This window comes from Antarcticimicrobium luteum (assembly GCF_004358185.1).
GTDB lineage: Bacteria > Pseudomonadota > Alphaproteobacteria > Rhodobacterales > Rhodobacteraceae > Antarcticimicrobium > Antarcticimicrobium luteum.
In genome coordinates this window covers 21,693-39,917 of the sequence record NZ_SMUV01000053.1, presented here as the reverse complement: position 1 = coordinate 39,917, position 18,225 = coordinate 21,693, and the positions used below count along the sequence as shown (strand labels likewise).

The following is an 18,225-nucleotide window of genomic DNA, read 5'->3' as shown; positions in this document are numbered from 1 at the left end:
CATAAAAGCCAAAGCGGACAGAAATGTGGTCAGACAAGGATAGGCGCGAACGCCGTCTGTCGCAATGGTGGGGGCAACCGGGACCGCCAGACAACACAATGTCGACACTCCGCCCCGTCTGATGCGGCTGCCGCTTGCCGGGGCGGGCGCTTGGCCCCATATTCCCCCCATGCTCAGGTTTACCCCCATCCTGCTCGCCCTGGTCTATGCGCTGGTGATGTACCGCGTCTCGGTCTGGCGCACCCATCGGGAACTGGACGCGAAATCGACCGAACTGGCCGATGCGCGGCTAAAGCACCTGACCGACCAGCTCGCCGCCGCGCTGGGGCTGGCGCGCATCCCGGTCTATATCTACGAGATCGACCCGGTGAACGGGCTGGCGGCGCCGGACGGGCGGATCTTCATCACGCGCGGATTCTATCGCAAGTACCGCAACGGCGAGGTCACCGGCGAAGAGATGGCGTCGGTCATCGCCCATGAGCTGGGCCATGTGGCGCTGGGTCACGCGCGGCGGCGGATGCTGGATTTCTCCGGCCAGAACGCACTGCGCACGGCGCTGATCATGGTGCTGGGCCGCATCGTCCCGGTGGCCGGCGTATGGATCGCCAATGCGCTGACCGGGCTTCTGGCGGCGCGGCTGTCGCGCGGCGACGAGTATGAGGCCGACGAATACGCCGCCGCCCTGCTGACCAAGGCCGGCATCGGCGTGGGCCCGCAGAAATCGCTTTTCGCCAAGCTTGAGGAGCTGACGCAATCGCGCGCCGGCGTCTCCCCCGCCTGGCTGATGAGCCACCCCAGAACCGAAGAGCGCATCGCGGCGCTGGACCGGCTGGAGGCGCGCTGGGGCGCGCAGAGCTGAACCCCGATCAGATCAAAGGACCGACATGCGCTATTCCCTGCTCGACCTCGCCCCGATCCCCGAGGGCGCGGACGCCGCCCAGGCGGTCCGCAATTCCGTCGCGCTGGCCCAGGCGGCCGAGACGCTGGGCTATCACCGCTACTGGCTGGCCGAGCATCACAACATGCCAGGCATCGCCTCTTCGGCGACCTCGGTGATGATCGGTCATATCGCCGGAGCGACCGCGACCATGCGGATCGGCGCCGGGGGCATCATGCTGCCCAACCACGCGCCGCTGGTGATCGCCGAGCAGTTTGGCACGCTGGCCACCATCCACGGGCCGCGCATCGACCTCGGTCTCGGGCGCGCGCCGGGAACGGATATGGAGACCGCCCGTGCGCTGCGCCGCAACATGGCCGCGCAGGACACCTTTCCCCAGGACGTTCTGGAACTGATGGCCTATCTCGGCGATTCCGAACCGGGTCAGCGTCTGCACGCGATCCCCGGCGAGGGAACCCATGTGCCGGTCTGGATCCTCGGCTCCTCGCTCTACGGCGCGCAGCTGGCGGCGCATCTGGGGCTGCCCTACGCCTTTGCCTCGCATTTCGCGCCCGATGCTCTGGGCGAGGCCGTCGAGGTTTACCGGCGCGGGTTCCAGCCCTCGGCGGCTCTTGAACGGCCGTATTTCATGATGGCGATGAACTTCTTTGCCGCCGATGACGCGGCAGAGGCGGTGCGGCTGAAAACCTCGATGCAGCAGGCGTTCATCCGGCTGCGGTCGGGCATGCCCGGCAAGCTGCCCGCGCCGGTGGAGCGGATCGAGGATGTCGCCGATCCGCGCTGGATCAAGGCGGTGGACCAGGCGTTGCGGATCAGTGCCACCGGGGACGCGGAAATGGTGCGCACGCAGGTCTCGGCGTTGATCGACCACTATCAGCCGGACGAGGTGATGATTTCCGGCCAGATCCACAATCCGGCGGCGCGGATCCGGTCGTTCGAGATCGCGGCGGAGGTGATGCAGGGGCTGGCCGCCTAACCGGCCAGCGCCTTGCCCAGCCGCGGCAGCCGCGCCTTCTTCATCAGCGCGCGGATCTCCCAGACGCCGCCAGCCATCGCATTGGCCTGCGCCAGCACCCGCGCGCCAATATCGGCGAGGCCGTTGGGGTCTTTGAGCCACAAACCGTACAGAAATCCGTCCGGCTCGATCCGCTCCAGCCCCTCTTCGGCCAGAATGTTCCTGGGGAAATCCTGCCGGTTCAGCGTCAGGATCGCATCGGCCGAACCGGCCACGGCGATCGCCAGCACATGCAGATCCGCCGGATCGGGCAGCCAGAGCCGCGCCTCGATCCCCGGCGCGGGGGGCAGCTCCGCCCCCGGCCAGGCGGCGCGCAACAGCGCGATCTCGCCGCGCGCCTGCACCTCGCCCGTGGGCCCCAGCTTGCGCGCCGCACGCGCCCATTCCTCAAGGATGCGGGTCGACCACAGGGGCGTGTAGTGGCCCAGCCGTGCCGCGCCCAGCAGCATCTCGCGCATCACCGTGGGGTAAAGCACGCAGGTGTCGAGAACGATTTTCACAGCCGGTAGAACAGCGCCTTGAGATAGCCCGTCTCGGCCAGTTGCGGCAGTTGCGGGTGATCGGGGCCCGCAAATCCGGTGCGCAACAACTGCCCCGCGCGCCCGGCCTTGCCGATGCCGCGGGTGCAGGCGCCGCGGAAATTCGCCAGATCGGCAGCGTGCGAGCAGGAGCACAGACCCAGGTAACCGCCCGGCGCCACCAGCGTGGCGGCCATCCGCGCGATCCGCTCATAGGCGCGCAGGCCGGCATCGAGCGCCTGTTTCGACGGCGCAAAGGCGGGCGGATCGCAGATCACCACGTCGAACTGCGCCCCCTCCTCGGCCAGCGCGCTCAGCACGTCAAAGGCGTCGCCCTGCCGGGTCTCGAACCGGTCGGCCAGGCCCGAGGCCGCCGCCCCCTGCGCCGCCAGCTCCAGCGCCGGGGCCGAGCCGTCGACGGCCAGAGCATGTCCCGCGCCGCCCGCCAGCATAGCCAGCGCGAAACCGCCCACATGAGAAAACACGTCGAGCACGCGCGCGCCCTGCCCGGCCAGCCGGGCGGCAAAGGCATGGTTGGGGCGCTGGTCATAGAACAGGCCCGTCTTCTGACCGCCGGTCAGATCGGCCATATAGATCGCCCCGGACATCGGCACCGGCAGCGGCGCCTGCGGTGCGCTGCCCAGCAGCACCGCGCTATCGTCGTCCAGCCCCTCCAGCGCGCGGGTGCGTCCCGAGGCGTTTTTCAACACCGTCGTCACGCCGGTCACCTCGACCAGCGCGGCGGTCAGATCGTCCAGCCGGACCTCCGCCCAGGCGGCGTTGGGCTGTATCACCGCGACTTCTCCGAAACGGTCGATCACAAGCCCCGGCAGCCCGTCGCCCTCGGCATGGACCAGCCGGTAGAAGGGGGCGTCGTAAATCCGGCTGCGCAGCGCCAGCGCCCGGGACAGGCGCGCCGCGAACCAGACCCGGTCCGGCACGGCGTCCGGATCGCGATCGAGCATGCGGCAGATGATGCGCGAGGCGGGGTTGACCGCCACCACCCCCATTGGGTTGCGCTCGGCATCCTCAAGAACCGCCAGCGCACCGGGGCTCAGCGCGCGGGTGCGCCGGTCGGTTACCAGTTCATTGGCGTAGACCCAGGGAAACCCATGGCGGATGGCGCGGGCGTTGGCCTTGGGCAGCAGGCGGACGCGGGGAAGGTCGGGGGTGGGATCGGATGATGTCATGGCGCCCTCTTACGTCCAACCGGAAGCCTTGGGAAGAGGGCTGAGGCGGGCGGGCGCCCGGGCCCTCCCGCCCCTGTCGTCCCCGCCTTCGCGGGGCGGGCAGAAGCGCGAAGGACAAAACGCCCCTCCCTAATTTTCCGCAACGATACTCGGGGCGCCTTGCGGATCCGGGGCGGCGGGGACTGCCCCTTCGGCGCGCTTTGCGGATCCGGGGGATCCTGGGTCAGTCGCGCGCGCGCGCGCGCCAGCCGCCGCGCCGGCGCGGGTGGCCCGCTCGGACCAGCCCCTCGGTCAGCACGCCGGTCATCGGGTGGTCGGGCGCGGCCGATCCGTAGCGGTCGAGCAGCAGGCGCAGCGCCGGGCCGCTGTCTGCGCCCTCCGGCAGGCTGAGCGCCCAGTCGAGAAAGATGCTGCGGCACTCCGGCCCGGTGATCCCCTCGATGCGATAGGCCTCGCGGATCAGCCCCTTTCGGTCGATCTCAAGCTCCCCCTTCATCGGTCTCCTCCCGGCTCAGCGCGGCCTCGATCAGCGCCGCCGCCTCGGCATAGCGCGCCTTCAGTGCGCCCCGCAAGGCGTCGATGCTGTCATACCCGGAAGCGCGGCAGAGAAAGGCCGCCCCGCCCTCGCCCAGGGCCTCCTCGCCGATGCCGCTGGCCGAGATCAGCCGCGCCGCGGTCTGCACCGCCCAGTAGAGGTCATAGGCCGCCCCCAACGCCCCCGCCTCGGCACCGGTCAGCCAACCGCAGGCGACGCCGCCCTGCAGCCCGCTTGCCACGTCATGCGCCGCGCTGCCGGAAAGCAGCGCGCCGGCCTGGGCCACCAGTTCGATCTCCAGCAGCCGGCCGGCGCCGGTCTTGGCATCCCAGACCCCGGCCGGTGTCTTGGCCGCGGCGATGCGCGCGCGCATATCGGCCACCTCGCGCAGCACATCGGCGCGGGCGCGGGGCCGCGCGATGATGCCGCGCCGGAACGCCTCGATATCCGCGCCCAGATCGGGATCGCCCGCCACCACCCGGGCGCGGGTCAGCGCCAGATGCTCCCAGGTCCAGGCCTCGTTCATCTGGTAATGGGTGAAACTGGCCCAGCTGGTCGCCACCGGCCCCTGCCGGCCCGAAGGGCGCAGCCGCATGTCCACCTCATAGAGCCGCCCCTCGGCCATCGGCGCGCTGATCGCGGTGATCAGCGCCTGGGTGAGCCGCGCGTAATAGGGGCGCACCGCCAGTGGACGCGGCCCGGCGCTGCTGTCCTCGTCCTGCGGATCATAGATCACGATCATGTCCAGATCGGAGCTTGCGTTGAGCCGCGCCGCCCCGAGCGAGCCCATGCCCACCACCGCCGCGCCGCGGCCCGGCGGCGGGCCGTGCTTGCGGGCGAACTGGTTCACCACCACCGGGGTGATCGCCGCCAGCACCGCGCCGGCAAGCTCGGCATAGTGCCGCCCGGCCTCGGCCGGACCGGTCAGCCCGCGCAGCAGGTGCACGCCGATGCGGAAATGCCATTCCTTCATCCAGCGACGGGCGCTGTCGAGCTGGCGTTCGTAATCCGCCTCTGCCGTCAGTTGCGCCGCCAGATCGGCGCGCAGCGCCGCCTCGCCCGGCCAGTCGGCAAAGAAATCACCGCCGATCACCGCGTCGAAGACGCCGGCATTGCGCGACAGGTGGCTGGCCAGCGCGTGCGAGGTGCCTGCGATGTCGACCAGCAGGTCGATCAGCTGCGGGTTGGCCTCGAACAGGGAAAACAGCTGCACCCCGGCCGGCAGGCCGGACAGGAAGCCGTCGAGCGCCAGCAGCGCCTCGTCCGGTTTCGCGGTGCGCGCCAGGCGCGACAGGATCTCGGGCTTCAGCCGGTCGAAGATATGCTGCGCCCGCTGCGAGCGCAGCGCCGGATAACCCGGCCAGCGCGCCAGCACCGAGGCGTCGAACCGCGCCTCGACCGGGGCCGCGTCGGGGGCGGCGTCGGGAGCGAAGAACGCCTCGGTCATCTCGTGCACCTCCGAGAGGCGCCGGGCGAGATCGGCGGTGAGCGTTTCGACATCCGTGCCCATCAGGCAGGCGACGCGGGCGATACCGTCGCCGGTGTTCGGAACCTTGTGGGTCTGGGCGTCATGGACCATCTGGATGCGATGCTCCACCTCGCGGTGGGCGCGGTAATGGGCCGAGAGCCTTCCGGCCAGCTCCTCGGGGATCCACGCCTTGGCCGCCAGCGCCGCCAGCCCCTCGACCGTGCCGCGCAGGCGCAGGTCGGGATCGCGTCCGCCGGCGATCAGCTGCTGGGTCTGGGTAAAGAACTCGATCTCGCGGATGCCGCCCCGGCCCAGCTTCATGTCGTGCCCCGGCACCGTGATGCGGCCGCCGGTGCCCTTGGTTTCGCGGATGCGCAGGCGCATGTCGTGGGCATCCTGGATTGCCGCGAAATCCAGATGCTTGCGCCAGACAAAGGGACGCAGGGTCTGCAGGAACCGCGCGCCGGCCTCCAGATCGCCGGCGCAGGGGCGCGCCTTGATATAGGCGGCACGCTCCCAAGTGCGCCCGAGGCTTTCATAATAGGTCTCGGCGGCGGCCATGGAAATGCAGACCGGCGTGACCGAGGGGTCGGGGCGCAGCCGCAGATCGGTGCGAAAGACATAGCCGTCGCCGGTCTTGTCCGACAGCAGCGCCGCCATGTTGCGGGTGGCGCGCACCAGCGCCGGCCGCGCCTCCTGATGGGTATCGGGACCGTAGCGGGTTTCGTCGTAGAGGCAGATCAGGTCGATGTCCGAGCTGTAGTTCAGCTCATGCGCGCCCATCTTTCCCATTGCCAGCACGCTCAGCCCGGCGGCGGTCTCGACGTCGTCCTCGTTCATCCCCGGCAGTTTCTTGCGCCGGATCAGCGCCGCGATCTCGGATTTCAGCGCCAGATCGCAGGCCAAGCCGGCGAAATCGGTCAAGACTCCGGTCACCCGCTCCAGCGGCCAGGCGCCAGAGAGGTCGGCCAGTGCGGTGATCAGCGCGATGCGGCGTTTGGCCTGACGCAGCCCGGGCCTGAGCTGGTCGGGCGGCAGCGCCCGGCAGCCGTCGAACACCCCGCCAACCGCCGCGCCCGGATCGTCCAGCGCGCCCTCGAGCCAGGCGGCCTCGCGCTCGATCAACCCCTTGAGATAGGGGCTGGATCCGCCGGCGCCGGCGATCAGCGCGGCATGATCGCCGGTCAGCCCCGGCAGGGCGGCGCGCGCTTCCTCGCCCAGGTCAGGATCGAATGGGCGCGGCAGGCGCGCGATCTGCAATCTGTTGTTCATGGCGGCAGGTTGCGTGCGGCGCGGTGCAAGGTCAATGCGCCAAAAGCGCGATTTGGACCGGATCGTGCGCCGATCCCCTGCCCCGATCCTTTGCCCCGGCCCCCGCCCGGTGAACATGGGCGGCATGGAGCGCGGCCGCGCGCACGCGGCGGATGGCGTTCGGGGACACGGCAGCGAACGGGCCGACCCCACCGAATGCCGCCTGAATGCCACATACTTCCGGATCAGCCGCCACCACATCCCCGCAAATACCTGATTTTATTTAACAATAAAAATAATGTAAAAAACATTCACATCATGTCTTGCAAAGCGGACCGGGCACGCCGACATTCAATAATGTGAAAGGCATTTACATCAACCCTGATCTGGAGAAACCGACAATGACCACGTTTACCGACGCAGCCCCTGCTGTCTCGCGCCCCGGTTGGCTCGCCCGGACCGAAGCCTGGTTTGACGACAAGGGCAAAGGTGCCTGGATCGCCGCCATGGTTCTGGGCTTTATCCTGTTCTGGCCCATCGGCCTCGCCCTTCTTGCCTATATGATCTGGAGCAAACGCATGTTCAGCACCGCCTGCCGCAACCGCCATCAGCACCGTAACTATTTTCGCGGTATGGGGCCGATGACCTCGACCGGCAACACCGCCTTCGATTCCTACAAGACCGAGACCCTGCGCCGGCTGGAGCAGGAACAGATGGAATTCGAGGCCTTTCTGGAACGTCTGCGCGAGGCCAAGGACAAGTCCGAGTTCGACCAGTTCATGGACGCCCGTGCCCGCCGCGCCGCCGACGAGACCCGCCGCGGCGACGCGCTGGAGCCGTCCGGCTCCTGATCCCGCCGACAGATGACACGCCCCGGGGCCGTTCGCGCCCCGGGGCGGTTTCCCTTTGCCAAGGTTTGCATCCATGTCCGCCCTGCCCGACCCGTTCGACCAGCCGCAATTCTACGATGCCGTCCCCGCAAAGCGCCTGATCGCCTGGCTGATCGACAGCGTGGTGACCTTCGTGCTCTGCCTGGGGGTGGTCTTGGCCACCGCCTTTGTCGGCCTTTTCATCTGGCCGCTGCTGTTTGCGGTCCTCGGCTTTGCCTATCGGGTGGTGACGCTTGCCGCCGGATCGGCCACCTGGGGCATGCGCTTTGCCGGAATCGAGCTGCGCGATGCCCATGGGGCGCGGCTGGATCTGGGCCAGGCGGTGGCCCATACCGCCGGCTACACCATCAGCCTCGCGGTGCCGGTCCTGCAGGTGATCTCGGTGGTCATGATGCTGACCGGGGCGCGGGGTCAGGGCCTCAGCGATACTGTTCTGGGTACAGTCGCCCTGAACCGCAGGGCATTGTTCTGAACCGATATACGTGGCCTGCCCCCCGGCCAATCGCCACTTGGCGGCCTTTGGATGCGTTGTTATCATCCGCCGGAAACCCCGCGGGAGATCCATGCGCCATACGCTGCCCATCGCGCCGCAATTCTATGTGACGGCCCCTCAGCCCTGCCCCTATCTCGAGGGCCGGATGGAGCGAAAGCTGTTCACCGCGCTTCAGGGCGAAGGGGCGGACCGGGTGAACAACGCGCTGTCGCAGCAGGGGTTCCGCCGGTCGCAAAACGTGCTCTACCGGCCCTCCTGTTCGGACTGCGCGGCCTGCCTCTCGGCGCGGATCGACGTGGCGGCCTTTCGCCCGTCGAAAAGCCAGAAACGCGCCGTTCGGCGCAACGCGCATCTGACCCGGCGGGCGACCTCGCCCTGGGCGACCGAGGATCAGTATGCCCTGTTCCGGCGCTATCTGGATACCCGCCACGCCGATGGCGGCATGGCCGACATGGACGTGTTCGAATTCGCCGCGATGATCGAAGAGACCCCGATCCGCAGCCGCGTCGTGGAATATACCGACCCCGGCGCGCAGACGCTGATCGCGGTCAGCCTGACCGACGTGCTCGAGGACGGGGTGAGCATGGTCTATTCCTTCTACACCCCGGATCTGCCGCAGGCCTCTCTCGGCACCTGGATGATCCTCGATCATATCGAGATCGCGCGCGAAAACGGGCTGCCTTATGTCTACCTGGGCTACTGGGTGCCCGGCAGCCCCAAGATGGGCTACAAGTCCAATTTCGCGGGGCTCGAGGTCTATTCCGGCGGCGGCTGGAAGAGGGTTTCCGATCCCGATGCCTTTTCCGCCGCCCTGCATCCGGCAGGCACCGAGCCGATCGCCGAGCAGGTCGCCAACATCTCGCTGCCCGACCGGCGCCCGACGCGGGCCTGATCCCGCCGCGCCCAGATCGATCCGAAGCGCGATCCGCACCCCGATCAGCCGACAACCGCGCCATCATATGAAAAAAGGGGCCCGCGCGGGCCCCTTTTCCTTGTCTCGGTCTGACCGCGATCAGTTCGGCATCAACGCCGGCACGATGGTGACGATACCGGGGAAGAACCACAACAGCGCAAGGCCCCCGACCTGGATCAGCACAAAGGGCAGAACCCCGCGGTAGATGTGGCCCGTCGTGACCTCCGCCGGAGCCACCCCTCGCAGGTAGAACAGCGCAAATCCGAACGGCGGCGTGAGGAACGAGGTCTGCAGGTTCACCGCCACCATGATGGTCACCCATTTGGGATCGAACGAGCCGCCGTAGATCACCGGCCCGACGATCGGGATCACGATGTAGATGATCTCGAGGAAGTCGAGCACGAAGCCCAGGATGAAGAGCACCAGCATCACGATCAGGAAGACCTTGAACTCGTTGTCGAAGCTCTTGAGGAATTGCTGGATGTAATGCTCGCCCCCGAAGGAGATGACCACCAGGTTCAGCAGTTGCGAGCCGATCAGGATGGTGAACACCATCGAGGTGACCTTGGCCGTCTCGCGCACCACCGGGGTGAGCACGCCGCCCGAAAACAGAACCCAGCAGCCGTAGAACAGGCCGAACAGCGCATAGAGATAGGCGCCGTAGGCCCCGAAGAAGGCGATCCAGCTTTCGACGCTGACCCCACCCTGGTTGATCCGCAGGTCAAAGTTGACCCCGATCAGGATGCAGATGATGATCGCGAAGGTGGACCAGATGATCACATTGCCCGACCGGCCCTGATCCTGCAGCTTGCGATAGGCGGCCAGCATGATCGCGCCGCCCGCGCCCAGCGCCGCGGCGGGCGTCGGATTGGTGATCCCGCCCAGGATCGACCCCAGCACCGCCACGATCAGAACCAGCGGCGGGAACACCACCCGGATCAGGTCGTTGGTGGCCAGCCGTGCGGCGGCCTGTTTGCAGCCGTACAGCGCCAGAGCGAAGGGCAGCGCCATCAGCAGCGCCGTCACCCCCGGAGAGGTGGTGGGCGCGACCAAGGTCACATCCACCAGGACGGCCAGCAAGAGCCCCATCGCCCCGAGGATCAGCGGCTTGGGATCGGAGGACGGCGAAATGCCGCGCGCCATCGCCAGAACCAGCCCCAGCAGCACGATCAGGATGGCAATGCCCGACCCGATCGGCGCCGCCGCAGCGATCTTGTCGGCACGTGCCTGAACCAGTTCCTCGTCGCTGAGCTTGTGGCTTTCCACATCGGCGCCGGCGGCGTCGATCGAAGCCTGCTCCTCGACCGCCTTGTCCCAGGCGGACTGGCCGTGCAGATCGATCATCGCGGCCTTGCATTCCTCGCCGACATTGGTGCGCAGGCTGGCAGCCTCGGCGGCATTGGAATAGCTCGACACGGTCAGATCCTGACTGCCGACCAGACCGACATTGGCCAGCAGGATGGCGCCGCCGATGATCCCGATCGGAGCCGCGAGGAACCAGCCCAGCGCCTCGCCGCGGGTGATCGGCTCGTTGTTCGCCGCGCCCAGCGCGACCGCAGGGGCCTTTTCCGGGTTCAGCAGCGCATAAACGAAGGCATAGAGCGCATAGAGCACCGCCAGAAGAATCCCCGGCAGCAGCGCCGCCTGGAACAGCGTGCCGACCGAAACCACCGCCGGCTCACCCAGATAGGTCAGCGCGTCGGAACAGCCCGCCGCGTTGGCGCGGGCCTCCTGCGCGGTGGAATAAAGATCGCCGGCCAGCGTCCCCAGCAGAACGATAACGATCGAGGGCGGGATGATCTGCCCCAGCGTGCCGCTCGCCGCGATCACGCCCGTCGCCAGTTCGGGTGAGTAGTTGTTGCGCAGCATGGTCGGCAACGCCAGCAGGCCCATCGTCACCACGGTGGCGCCGACGATCCCGGTCGAGGCGGCCAGGAACGCGCCCACCACCACGATCGACACCGCCAGACCGCCCGGCAGCGGACCGAACACCCGCGCCATGGTGGTCAGCAGGTCGTTGGCGATCTTGGAGCGCTCCAGCGTGATGCCCATCAGAACGAACATCAGCACCGCGAGCAGCGTTTCGATCGACTGGCCCGCCAGCACCCGTTCGTTCATCCGGTTGACGATGAACGAGACGTTGCGGTCCAGCGCCAGTTCCCAGCCGCCGGGAAACACCGATTCCGCCGCCCGTGGTAGATCCGGATATCGGAACACCGAAATGGCATCCGGCTTGATACCGGAATTGACCAGGTCGTTATAGGCCTGGGAGGAGGTGTCGATCGCCTGATGGATCAGCAAGCCCGCGCTGTCGAGCGCGGCAATGATCCCGAACGAGATGATCCCGGCGCCGCCAATGGCAAAGGCCACCGGAAAACCCGAAAGGATGCCCCCGAACAGGCAGAGAAAGAGGATGATCAGGCCGAGTTCGACGCCATCAAGACCGAATAGCATTCTTGGCTGTCCCTTGCTTTAATGAGCGCCTTCGTAGGCTTCTTCGCCCTCGCCAAGTGTATCCTTGTCGAGGTACTTGTTTTCGCTTCCCACGCCTTCGCGGAATTCCATGAAGGACCGGTAGAGCACGGCGATGGAGTGGATGAAGATCATTGCCGCAAAGCTGCACAGCAGGATCTTGAACAGGAAGTATCCGTTGAATCCGTTCGGACTGAACCCGATGGTCTCCACGTTCCAGCGCAGCGCCCGGGATTTCATCAGCAGACGGTCAAGCTGATCGCTGGCCGAGGGTTTCGGCACGATAAGATGCCGCCACAGGAAGAACCAGCCATACATCCAGATCAGAACGGACATCGGCATCATGAAGAACAGCGCGCCGAACATGTCGATCACCTTCTTGGTGCGAAAGCGCACCGGCGCATACAGCAGATCGACGCGCACGTGACCGCCCTGCACAAAGGTGTAAGAGGCACAGAGCGCCACGACCATCGCATTATAGAGCTTGAGCTCTTCGCCGAACCAGCTGATGTCGAACTGGATCGGGATGCCGAAGCCGATCGAGATATCCGGGCGGGCAAAGATCCGCTGGATGAAGACGATGACGATCTGCTGGATCACCATGATCAGACCGGCCCAGGCAAAGAACCGGCCGATTGTATTGGCGAACCCTTCCAGTACACGCACGGTGCCCCACATCACCCGGCCCCAGATCAGCCCCACCACGGTCAGCACCAGAAAGGCGGTGAAGACCACGAAGAAGAACTCGACCGAGCCGCCGTAATAGACAAACCGCATGATCGCCTGTTTGTCCGACCAGTCCAGCCACAGGCTCGGATTGGTGACGGCGGTGAAAAAGTTGACAAAGGCCCCGAGGATATTGCCGAAGAACCAGCCCAGCGCATCCAGCATGACGGTTCATCCCCCTTGATTTTCTTGTCGGCTACGGGTTTTGCAGCGGCTACTGCAAATGCAGGCCCGCCCCGAAGGCGAGCCTGCCGTTGATGTATCGAAGTGCGGGTTAGCCGCCCAGAACGCGGTCGCGCTGGTTCCGATAGGCGCCTTCCGACATCTGGATCCAGCCCGAGGACGACATCATCGAGGCCTCCGCGCTTTTGCGGATCTTGGCGAACAGTTCGTCGTCCATGTACTCGTCCAGGGTTTCCTTGGCCGCCTGGCCCATGGCATCCCAGACCGACGCCGGGAATTCCATCAGCTGAACGCCACCGGCCTGCAAGCGCTGCAGCGCGGCACCGTTATTGGCCAGGAACTGTGCCAGGTTCCACTGGTGGCACTCGGAGGCGGCGATCTCGATCACCTTCTGATGCGCCATCGGCAGGCTCTCGAACACGTCGCGGTTGGTGGCAACCGACAGGCCCGCACCCGGCTCGTGGAAGCCGGCGGTGTAGTAGAACTTGGTGATCTCCTGGAAGCCGGCCTTCTCGTCCGCCCAGGGGCCGATCCACTCGGTGCCGTCGATCGCGCCGGAGGCCAGCGCCTGGTACACTTCCGAACCCGGCAGGTTCTGGATCGAGGCGCCCAGCTTGCCCAGCGCCTGGCCACCCATGCCCGGCATCCGGAACTTCAGGCCGTTGAAATCTTCGGGACCATTGATTTCCTTGCGGAACCAGCCGCCAGCCTGGGCGCCGGTGTTGCCGCCGAGGAAGGATTTCAGACCAAAGATCTGGCCCAGCTCGTCGTGCAGCTCCATGCCGCCGTCCTGGTAGTACCAGTTCGCCAGTTCCTGCGAGGTCATGCCGAAGGGCGCGCAGGTGAAGTACTGGTAACCCGGGTGCTGACCGGTGAAGTAATAGTCGGCGGCGTGGTACATGTCGGCCTGACCGGCGGTCACGGCGTCGAACACCTCAAAGGCGCCAACCAGCTCGCCCGCTGCCTTCACGTCGACGGTCAGCTGACCGTCGGTCATCGTGGTGATGCTGTCGGCGACACGCTGCGCGGCGTCATGCACACCGGCAAGGCCACGGCCCCAGGTGGTGACCATGGTCAGGGTGCGCTTGCCCTGTGCGTAGGCCGGCGCGGCCAGTGCGGTTGCGGCGGCGGCCGAGCCACCCAGCGCAGAAGTTCTCAAAAAAGAGCGACGATCCATTTCGGTTTTCCTCCCCATTCGGATTCGTTCGTCAGCCCCGCGCCGGGACGCGGGAAAGGTGAAGGCAAGTTAACCGTTCGCAGGAACGAGCGGAATACCTAGTTGTACGTAGTCGCTGCGCAAAATCCGGGCGCAATTCGCCGAATCGGCACAGGAATTAGCCGCTCGCGACTCGACCGGAACCTTGCTGCGGCGCGGCGGGCCATTGATTCGCGGGCCGCAACGGGCAATTGTCACCGGATGAAACGCCTGCGTGACCTCCTCACCCCCAGCTACGGGCAAAAGATCTTTCTTCTGGCCTCGGTGCCGCTGCTGCTGGCGGCGGTGGCGATTTCGGTTCTGGTGGCAAGCCAGGCCCGGCAACTGGCCGAGAGCGAGATCCGGGCGCTTGAGAAAAAACTTCTCGAAGCGAAGAAGGCCGAGTTGCGCAACTATGTCACCCAGGCGCGCAACGCCTTCTATTTCATCTATGGTCCCGCCGCGCCGGACGACGAACGCTCCAAGGAGCGGGTGCTGCAGATCCTCGCCGCGATGATCTACGGCGAAGAGGGGTTCTTCTTCGTCTACGACTATGACGGCAACAATCTGGTGTCGCCGCGCCAGACCGAGTTCATCAATCGCAACTGGGCCGGGCTTGCCGACAGCGAGGGCACGCCGATCGTCGACGCCTTCATCCGCATCGCCCGTGGCGGCGCCGGCTGGCACGAGCATCTGTGGCCCAAGCCATCAACCGGGCAAGAGGCCCGCATGGTCACCTATGTGCTGGGGCTTCAGGACTGGCAATGGGCGGTGGGCACCGGCGTTTTCATCGACGATGTCCTGACCCAGGTCGCCGCCTCGCGCGCCGAGGTCGAGGCGCGAGTGCAGCGCACCTTCTACTATATCATCGGCATTACGCTGACCGCGCTGCTGCTGGTCTTCGTGTCGGGAATGGTGGTCAATATCCGCGAACGGCGGCTGGCCGACGCCAAGCTCAAGAAACTGACCCAGCGGGTGTTCGACGCCCAGGAAGAGGAGCGCGGCCGCGTCGCGCGCGAGTTGCACGACGGCATCAGCCAGATCCTGGTCGGCGTGCGCTATGCGCTCGACAACGCCCGCCGCCGGCTGGACCGGGGCGATCCCGACAGCGCCCAGGTGTCGCTGGACAAGGGGATCGGCTATCTCGGCAGCGCGATTTCCGAGGTTCGCCGGATCAGTCGCGATCTGCGCCCCGGCGTCCTCGACGACCTCGGCCTCGGGCCTGCGGTCAAGGCGCTGGCCGAAGATTTCCAGGAGCGCACCGGGATCGAGACCGGTTTCACCACCGTGGTGTTCCGCAACCGGCTGGACCAGGATGCCAAGATCGCGCTCTACCGCATCGCGCAGGAGGCGCTGACCAATGCGGAGCGCCATTCCGGCGCCAGCCGGGTCACAATCGACCTGCGCGGGCACAAGAACGGCGCGACCCTGCGCATCGCAGACAACGGGCGCGGCCTGCCCGCGCAGCCGGGGCGGAGCGGGCCCGGCCTGGGTCTGCGCAACATGCAGGAGCGTATCGAACAGCTTGACGGCACCCTGCGCATTCTGTCATCTCGCGGCGCGCAAGGCGGAACCACGATCGAGGCGACCCTGCCGCTCAGTCACCTGCTGCCGCCCGAGGAGGCGGCCTCGCCCAAGATGGAGGCCCAGGCATGACCGCCCCGATCCGCGTTCTGATCGTCGATGACCACCCGATGGTGGCCGAAGGCATTCAATCCATTCTGGAAAGCTATGACGATATCGTGGTGGTCGGCACCCTGGGCGACGGACAGGCGGCAGTGGACCGGGCCGAGGCGCTGACCCCGGATGTGATCCTGATGGACCTGAACATGCCCCGGCTGGGCGGGCTGAGCGCGACCGAGATGCTGCTCGAACGGGTGCCCGGGGCGCGCATCCTGATCCTGTCGATGCATGACAGCCCGGAATACATCGCGTCGGCGCTGAGCCATGGCGCGGTGGGCTATGTGCTGAAGGACGTGCCCACCGACGAGATCAAGCAGGCGATCGACACCGTGATGCGCGGCGAGCGGTATCTGTGCACCGGCGCGAAGGGCTCGCTCGAGCCCAAGACCGGCGACGGGCGCGAACAGCTGACCGGACGCGAACAGACCATCCTGCTGCAACTGGCGCAGGGCAGGTCGAACAAGCAGGTGGCGCAGACGCTCGACATCTCGGTGCGCACGGTCGAGACCCACCGCAAGAACATCAAGCGCAAGCTCGGCATCTCCTCGACGGCGGGGCTGACCCGATATGCGCTGGAACATGGCGTTTTGCAGGGCACCGGCGTCGGGTTCTGAGCCGGCGCAGATCCCCCCTCCTCCTCCCCCTCCTGATGCTTGAAGGCCGATGTTCCGCTCCGGCGGCGCGTTTTCCGCGCCTTCACCCCGGTTCTGGCGCAGCCGGATTTCGCTGAAATGTCCCGCTCTCCGGGTGATGCGAAATAAAATGTCGAAAATCCACCCCCGGGCGCAGCTTTTTCATACGTTTGCCGGTTGACGCCCCCGCGACCCGCCCATAATCTGCGCCGCAGCAAAAGGAGCCTGTGGCCATGGCCGCACTAGTCGTAATCGTAGGAACCACGCGCATGGGCCGGTAACGGTAGACCATAATCTGACCCATGCGCCCTCGTTCGACCGGGGGCTTTTTTTTGCGCTGATGAAATTATTATGCTGGCGAATGCAAGCGATGTCGCGGATGGAGCAAAGCAGATGACACGTGAGATGACCGGAGCGAAAATGGTGGTTCAGGCCCTGAAGGATCAGGGCGTGGACACGGTATTCGGATACCCCGGCGGCGCAGTCCTGCCGATTTATGACGAGATCTTCCAGCAGAACGACATCCGCCACATCCTGGTGCGCCACGAACAGGGCGCGGTGCATGCCGCCGAGGGCTATGCCCGTTCGACCGGCAAGCCCGGCGTGGTGCTGGTCACCTCCGGCCCCGGCGCCACCAACGCGGTGACCGGCCTGACCGACGCGCTGATGGATTCGATCCCGCTGGTCGTGCTGACCGGACAGGTGCCCACCTTTCTGATCGGCTCGGACGCCTTTCAGGAGGCCGACACCGTCGGCATCACCCGCCCCTGCACCAAGCACAACTGGCTGGTGAAGGATCCCGACGCGCTGTCGGCAACCATCCACGAGGCCTTTCACGTGGCCACCGCCGGCCGCCCCGGCCCGGTTTTGATCGACATTCCCAAGGACGTGCAGTTCGCCGCCGGCACCTATTCGGCGCCCAAACCCTCGACGTCGCATTACCAGCCGCGGGTCAAGGGCGACCTGGAGGAGATCACCGAACTGGTCGCGGCGATTGAAAAGGCCAAGCGGCCGGTTTTCTATACCGGCGGCGGCGTGATCAATTCCGGCCCGGCGGCCAGCCAGCTGTTGCGCGAACTGGTGGAGGCCACGGGCTTTCCCATCACCTCGACGCTGATGGGACTCGGCGCCTACCCGGCCTCGGGCAGGAACTGGCTGGGCATGCTCGGGATGCACGGTCTTTACGAGGCGAACATGGCGATGCACGGCTGTGACCTGATGATCGCCATCGGCTCCCGGTTCGACGACCGGATCACCGGCCGCATCGACGCCTTCAGCCCGAAATCGATCAAGGCGCATATCGACATCGACCCCTCCTCGATCAACAAGGTGATCAAGGCCGATATTCCCATCGTCGGCGACGTCGCCCATGTGCTCGAGGACATCCTCAAGGTCTGGAAGGCCCGCGGCCGCAAGACCAACGCCGAGGCGGTCTCGAAATGGCAGTCCCAGATCGGCGACTGGCGCAAGATCAACTGCCTGGCCTTCACCGGCAGCGACAAGACGATCAAGCCGCAATATGCGCTGCAACGGCTGGAGGCGCTGACCAAGGATCATGACCGCTATATCACCACCGAGGTGGGACAGCACCAGATGTGGGCGGCGCAGTTCCTGAATTTCGAGGATCCCAACCGCTGGATGACCTCCGGCGGGCTGGGCACGATGGGCTATGGCTTCCCGGCCTCGATCGGCGTGCAGATGGCGCATCCCGACGCGCTGGTGATCAACGTCGCGGGCGAGGCCAGCTGGCTGATGAACATGCAGGAGATGGGCACCGCGGTGCAGTTCCGCCTGCCGGTCAAGCAGTTCATCCTGAACAACGAACGGCTCGGCATGGTGCGCCAGTGGCAGGAACTGCTCCACGGCGAGCGCTATTCGCACAGCTGGTCCGAGGCGCTGCCCGACTTCGTCAAGCTGGCCGAAGCCTTTGGCGCCAAGGGGATCATCTGCAAGGATCCCGCCGATCTGGACGACGCGATCATGGAAATGATCAACTACGACGGGCCGGTGATCTTTGACTGCCTGGTGGAAAAGCATGAAAACTGCTTCCCGATGATCCCGTCGGGCAAGGCGCATAACGAGATGCTTCTGGGCGAGGCCGAGACCCAGGGCGTGATCGACACCCAGGGCGCGGCACTGGTGTAAGAGACGGAAGAACGAAAA

Annotated in this window: 15 protein-coding genes; 8 read left to right on the top strand and 7 right to left on the bottom strand. The window is 66.3% G+C overall.

The window, feature by feature from the left end; translation table 11 throughout:
• Positions 1–169 precede the first annotated feature (169 nt).
• Together E1832_RS05280 and E1832_RS05275 are read left to right on the top strand one after the other, a co-directional pair.
• Positions 170–859: a M48 family metallopeptidase gene (locus tag E1832_RS05280; protein WP_133358690.1), complete on the top strand. Its 690-nt coding sequence runs from the start codon at positions 170–172 to the stop codon at positions 857–859.
• A gap of 25 nt (positions 860–884) precedes the next feature.
• A complete protein-coding gene (locus E1832_RS05275) occupies positions 885–1,874 on the top strand; it encodes an LLM class flavin-dependent oxidoreductase (protein ID WP_133358689.1) in 990 nt (329 codons plus the stop codon).
• Here E1832_RS05275 and E1832_RS05270 read toward each other — a convergent pair.
• From E1832_RS05270 to E1832_RS05255, 4 genes are all read right to left on the bottom strand, one after another.
• Positions 1,871–2,413, bottom strand: a complete 543-nt coding sequence (locus E1832_RS05270) for an RSP_2648 family PIN domain-containing protein (protein ID WP_133358688.1) — start codon at positions 2,411–2,413, stop codon at positions 1,871–1,873. The two genes, E1832_RS05275 and E1832_RS05270, sit on opposite strands and share 4 nt — an antisense overlap.
• The gene (locus E1832_RS05265) at positions 2,410–3,621 is read right to left on the bottom strand and encodes an RSP_2647 family RNA methyltransferase (RefSeq protein ID WP_133358687.1); all 1,212 of its coding nucleotides are present in this window, start codon (positions 3,619–3,621) and stop codon (positions 2,410–2,412) included. The genes E1832_RS05270 and E1832_RS05265 overlap by 4 nt, the downstream gene beginning before the upstream one ends.
• Before the next feature lie 223 nt (positions 3,622–3,844).
• Positions 3,845–4,117 carry a hypothetical protein gene (locus E1832_RS05260; RefSeq protein WP_133358686.1) on the bottom strand — a complete coding sequence of 91 codons (273 nt, stop codon included), beginning with the start codon at positions 4,115–4,117 and terminating at the stop codon, positions 3,845–3,847.
• The gene (locus E1832_RS05255) at positions 4,101–6,896 is read right to left on the bottom strand and encodes a [protein-PII] uridylyltransferase family protein (RefSeq protein ID WP_133358685.1); all 2,796 of its coding nucleotides are present in this window, start codon (positions 6,894–6,896) and stop codon (positions 4,101–4,103) included. The genes E1832_RS05260 and E1832_RS05255 overlap by 17 nt, the downstream gene beginning before the upstream one ends.
• Positions 6,897–7,276: 380 nt before the next feature.
• On the opposite strand from E1832_RS05255, the gene E1832_RS05250 reads away from it, so the two are divergent.
• From E1832_RS05250 to E1832_RS05240, 3 genes are all read left to right on the top strand, one after another.
• Positions 7,277–7,726 carry a DUF2852 domain-containing protein gene (locus tag E1832_RS05250; protein ID WP_133358684.1) on the top strand — a complete coding sequence of 150 codons (450 nt, stop codon included), beginning with the start codon at positions 7,277–7,279 and terminating at the stop codon, positions 7,724–7,726.
• 73 nt (positions 7,727–7,799) lie between these two features.
• Positions 7,800–8,237 (top strand): RDD family protein, encoded by a 438-nt coding sequence (locus tag E1832_RS05245; protein WP_133358683.1) that lies wholly within the window; start codon positions 7,800–7,802, stop codon positions 8,235–8,237.
• Positions 8,238–8,328: 91 nt separating this feature from the next.
• The gene (locus E1832_RS05240; RefSeq protein WP_133358682.1) at positions 8,329–9,150 is read left to right on the top strand and encodes an arginyltransferase; all 822 of its coding nucleotides are present in this window, start codon (positions 8,329–8,331) and stop codon (positions 9,148–9,150) included.
• A gap of 120 nt (positions 9,151–9,270) precedes the next feature.
• On the opposite strand, the gene E1832_RS05235 is transcribed toward E1832_RS05240, so the two are convergent.
• From E1832_RS05235 to E1832_RS05225, 3 genes are all read right to left on the bottom strand, one after another.
• Positions 9,271–11,625 (bottom strand): TRAP transporter large permease, encoded by a 2,355-nt coding sequence (locus E1832_RS05235; RefSeq protein WP_133358681.1) that lies wholly within the window; start codon positions 11,623–11,625, stop codon positions 9,271–9,273.
• 18 nt (positions 11,626–11,643) lie between these two features.
• The gene (locus E1832_RS05230; protein WP_133358680.1) at positions 11,644–12,534 is read right to left on the bottom strand and encodes a TRAP transporter small permease subunit; all 891 of its coding nucleotides are present in this window, start codon (positions 12,532–12,534) and stop codon (positions 11,644–11,646) included.
• 109 nt (positions 12,535–12,643) lie between these two features.
• A complete protein-coding gene (locus E1832_RS05225) occupies positions 12,644–13,729 on the bottom strand; it encodes a TRAP transporter substrate-binding protein (protein ID WP_133358679.1) in 1,086 nt (361 codons plus the stop codon).
• A 240-nt stretch (positions 13,730–13,969) separates the two neighbouring features.
• On the opposite strand from E1832_RS05225, the gene E1832_RS05220 reads away from it, so the two are divergent.
• The 3 genes from E1832_RS05220 (at position 13,970) to E1832_RS05210 (ending at position 18,207) form a co-directional block, all read left to right on the top strand.
• Positions 13,970–15,403 (top strand): cache domain-containing protein, encoded by a 1,434-nt coding sequence (locus tag E1832_RS05220; protein WP_133358678.1) that lies wholly within the window; start codon positions 13,970–13,972, stop codon positions 15,401–15,403.
• The gene (locus E1832_RS05215) at positions 15,400–16,044 is read left to right on the top strand and encodes a response regulator transcription factor (RefSeq protein ID WP_133358677.1); all 645 of its coding nucleotides are present in this window, start codon (positions 15,400–15,402) and stop codon (positions 16,042–16,044) included. Before E1832_RS05220 ends, E1832_RS05215 begins: the two co-directional genes overlap by 4 nt.
• A gap of 411 nt (positions 16,045–16,455) precedes the next feature.
• Positions 16,456–18,207, top strand: a complete 1,752-nt coding sequence (locus E1832_RS05210; RefSeq protein WP_133358676.1) for an acetolactate synthase 3 large subunit — start codon at positions 16,456–16,458, stop codon at positions 18,205–18,207.
• Positions 18,208–18,225: the final 18 nt, after the last annotated feature.

Excerpts from the sequence above, each read along its gene's own strand:
- E1832_RS05280 (WP_133358690.1), top strand. The coding sequence starts at position 170 with ATGCTCAGGTTTACCCCCATCCTGCTCGCCCTGGTCTATGCGCTGGTG.
- E1832_RS05275 (WP_133358689.1), top strand. The coding sequence starts at position 885 with ATGCGCTATTCCCTGCTCGACCTCGCCCCGATCCCCGAGGGCGCGGAC.
- E1832_RS05265 (WP_133358687.1), bottom strand. The coding sequence starts at position 3,621 with ATGACATCATCCGATCCCACCCCCGACCTTCCCCGCGTCCGCCTGCTG.
- E1832_RS05260 (WP_133358686.1), bottom strand. The coding sequence starts at position 4,117 with ATGAAGGGGGAGCTTGAGATCGACCGAAAGGGGCTGATCCGCGAGGCC.
- E1832_RS05255 (WP_133358685.1), bottom strand. The coding sequence starts at position 6,896 with ATGAACAACAGATTGCAGATCGCGCGCCTGCCGCGCCCATTCGATCCT.
- E1832_RS05250 (WP_133358684.1), top strand. The coding sequence starts at position 7,277 with ATGACCACGTTTACCGACGCAGCCCCTGCTGTCTCGCGCCCCGGTTGG.
- E1832_RS05245 (WP_133358683.1), top strand. The coding sequence starts at position 7,800 with ATGTCCGCCCTGCCCGACCCGTTCGACCAGCCGCAATTCTACGATGCC.
- E1832_RS05240 (WP_133358682.1), top strand. The coding sequence starts at position 8,329 with ATGCGCCATACGCTGCCCATCGCGCCGCAATTCTATGTGACGGCCCCT.
- E1832_RS05235 (WP_133358681.1), bottom strand. The coding sequence starts at position 11,625 with ATGCTATTCGGTCTTGATGGCGTCGAACTCGGCCTGATCATCCTCTTT.
- E1832_RS05230 (WP_133358680.1), bottom strand. The coding sequence starts at position 12,534 with ATGCTGGATGCGCTGGGCTGGTTCTTCGGCAATATCCTCGGGGCCTTT.
- E1832_RS05225 (WP_133358679.1), bottom strand. The coding sequence starts at position 13,729 with ATGGATCGTCGCTCTTTTTTGAGAACTTCTGCGCTGGGTGGCTCGGCC.
- E1832_RS05220 (WP_133358678.1), top strand. The coding sequence starts at position 13,970 with ATGAAACGCCTGCGTGACCTCCTCACCCCCAGCTACGGGCAAAAGATC.
- E1832_RS05215 (WP_133358677.1), top strand. The coding sequence starts at position 15,400 with ATGACCGCCCCGATCCGCGTTCTGATCGTCGATGACCACCCGATGGTG.
- E1832_RS05210 (WP_133358676.1), top strand. The coding sequence starts at position 16,456 with ATGACACGTGAGATGACCGGAGCGAAAATGGTGGTTCAGGCCCTGAAG.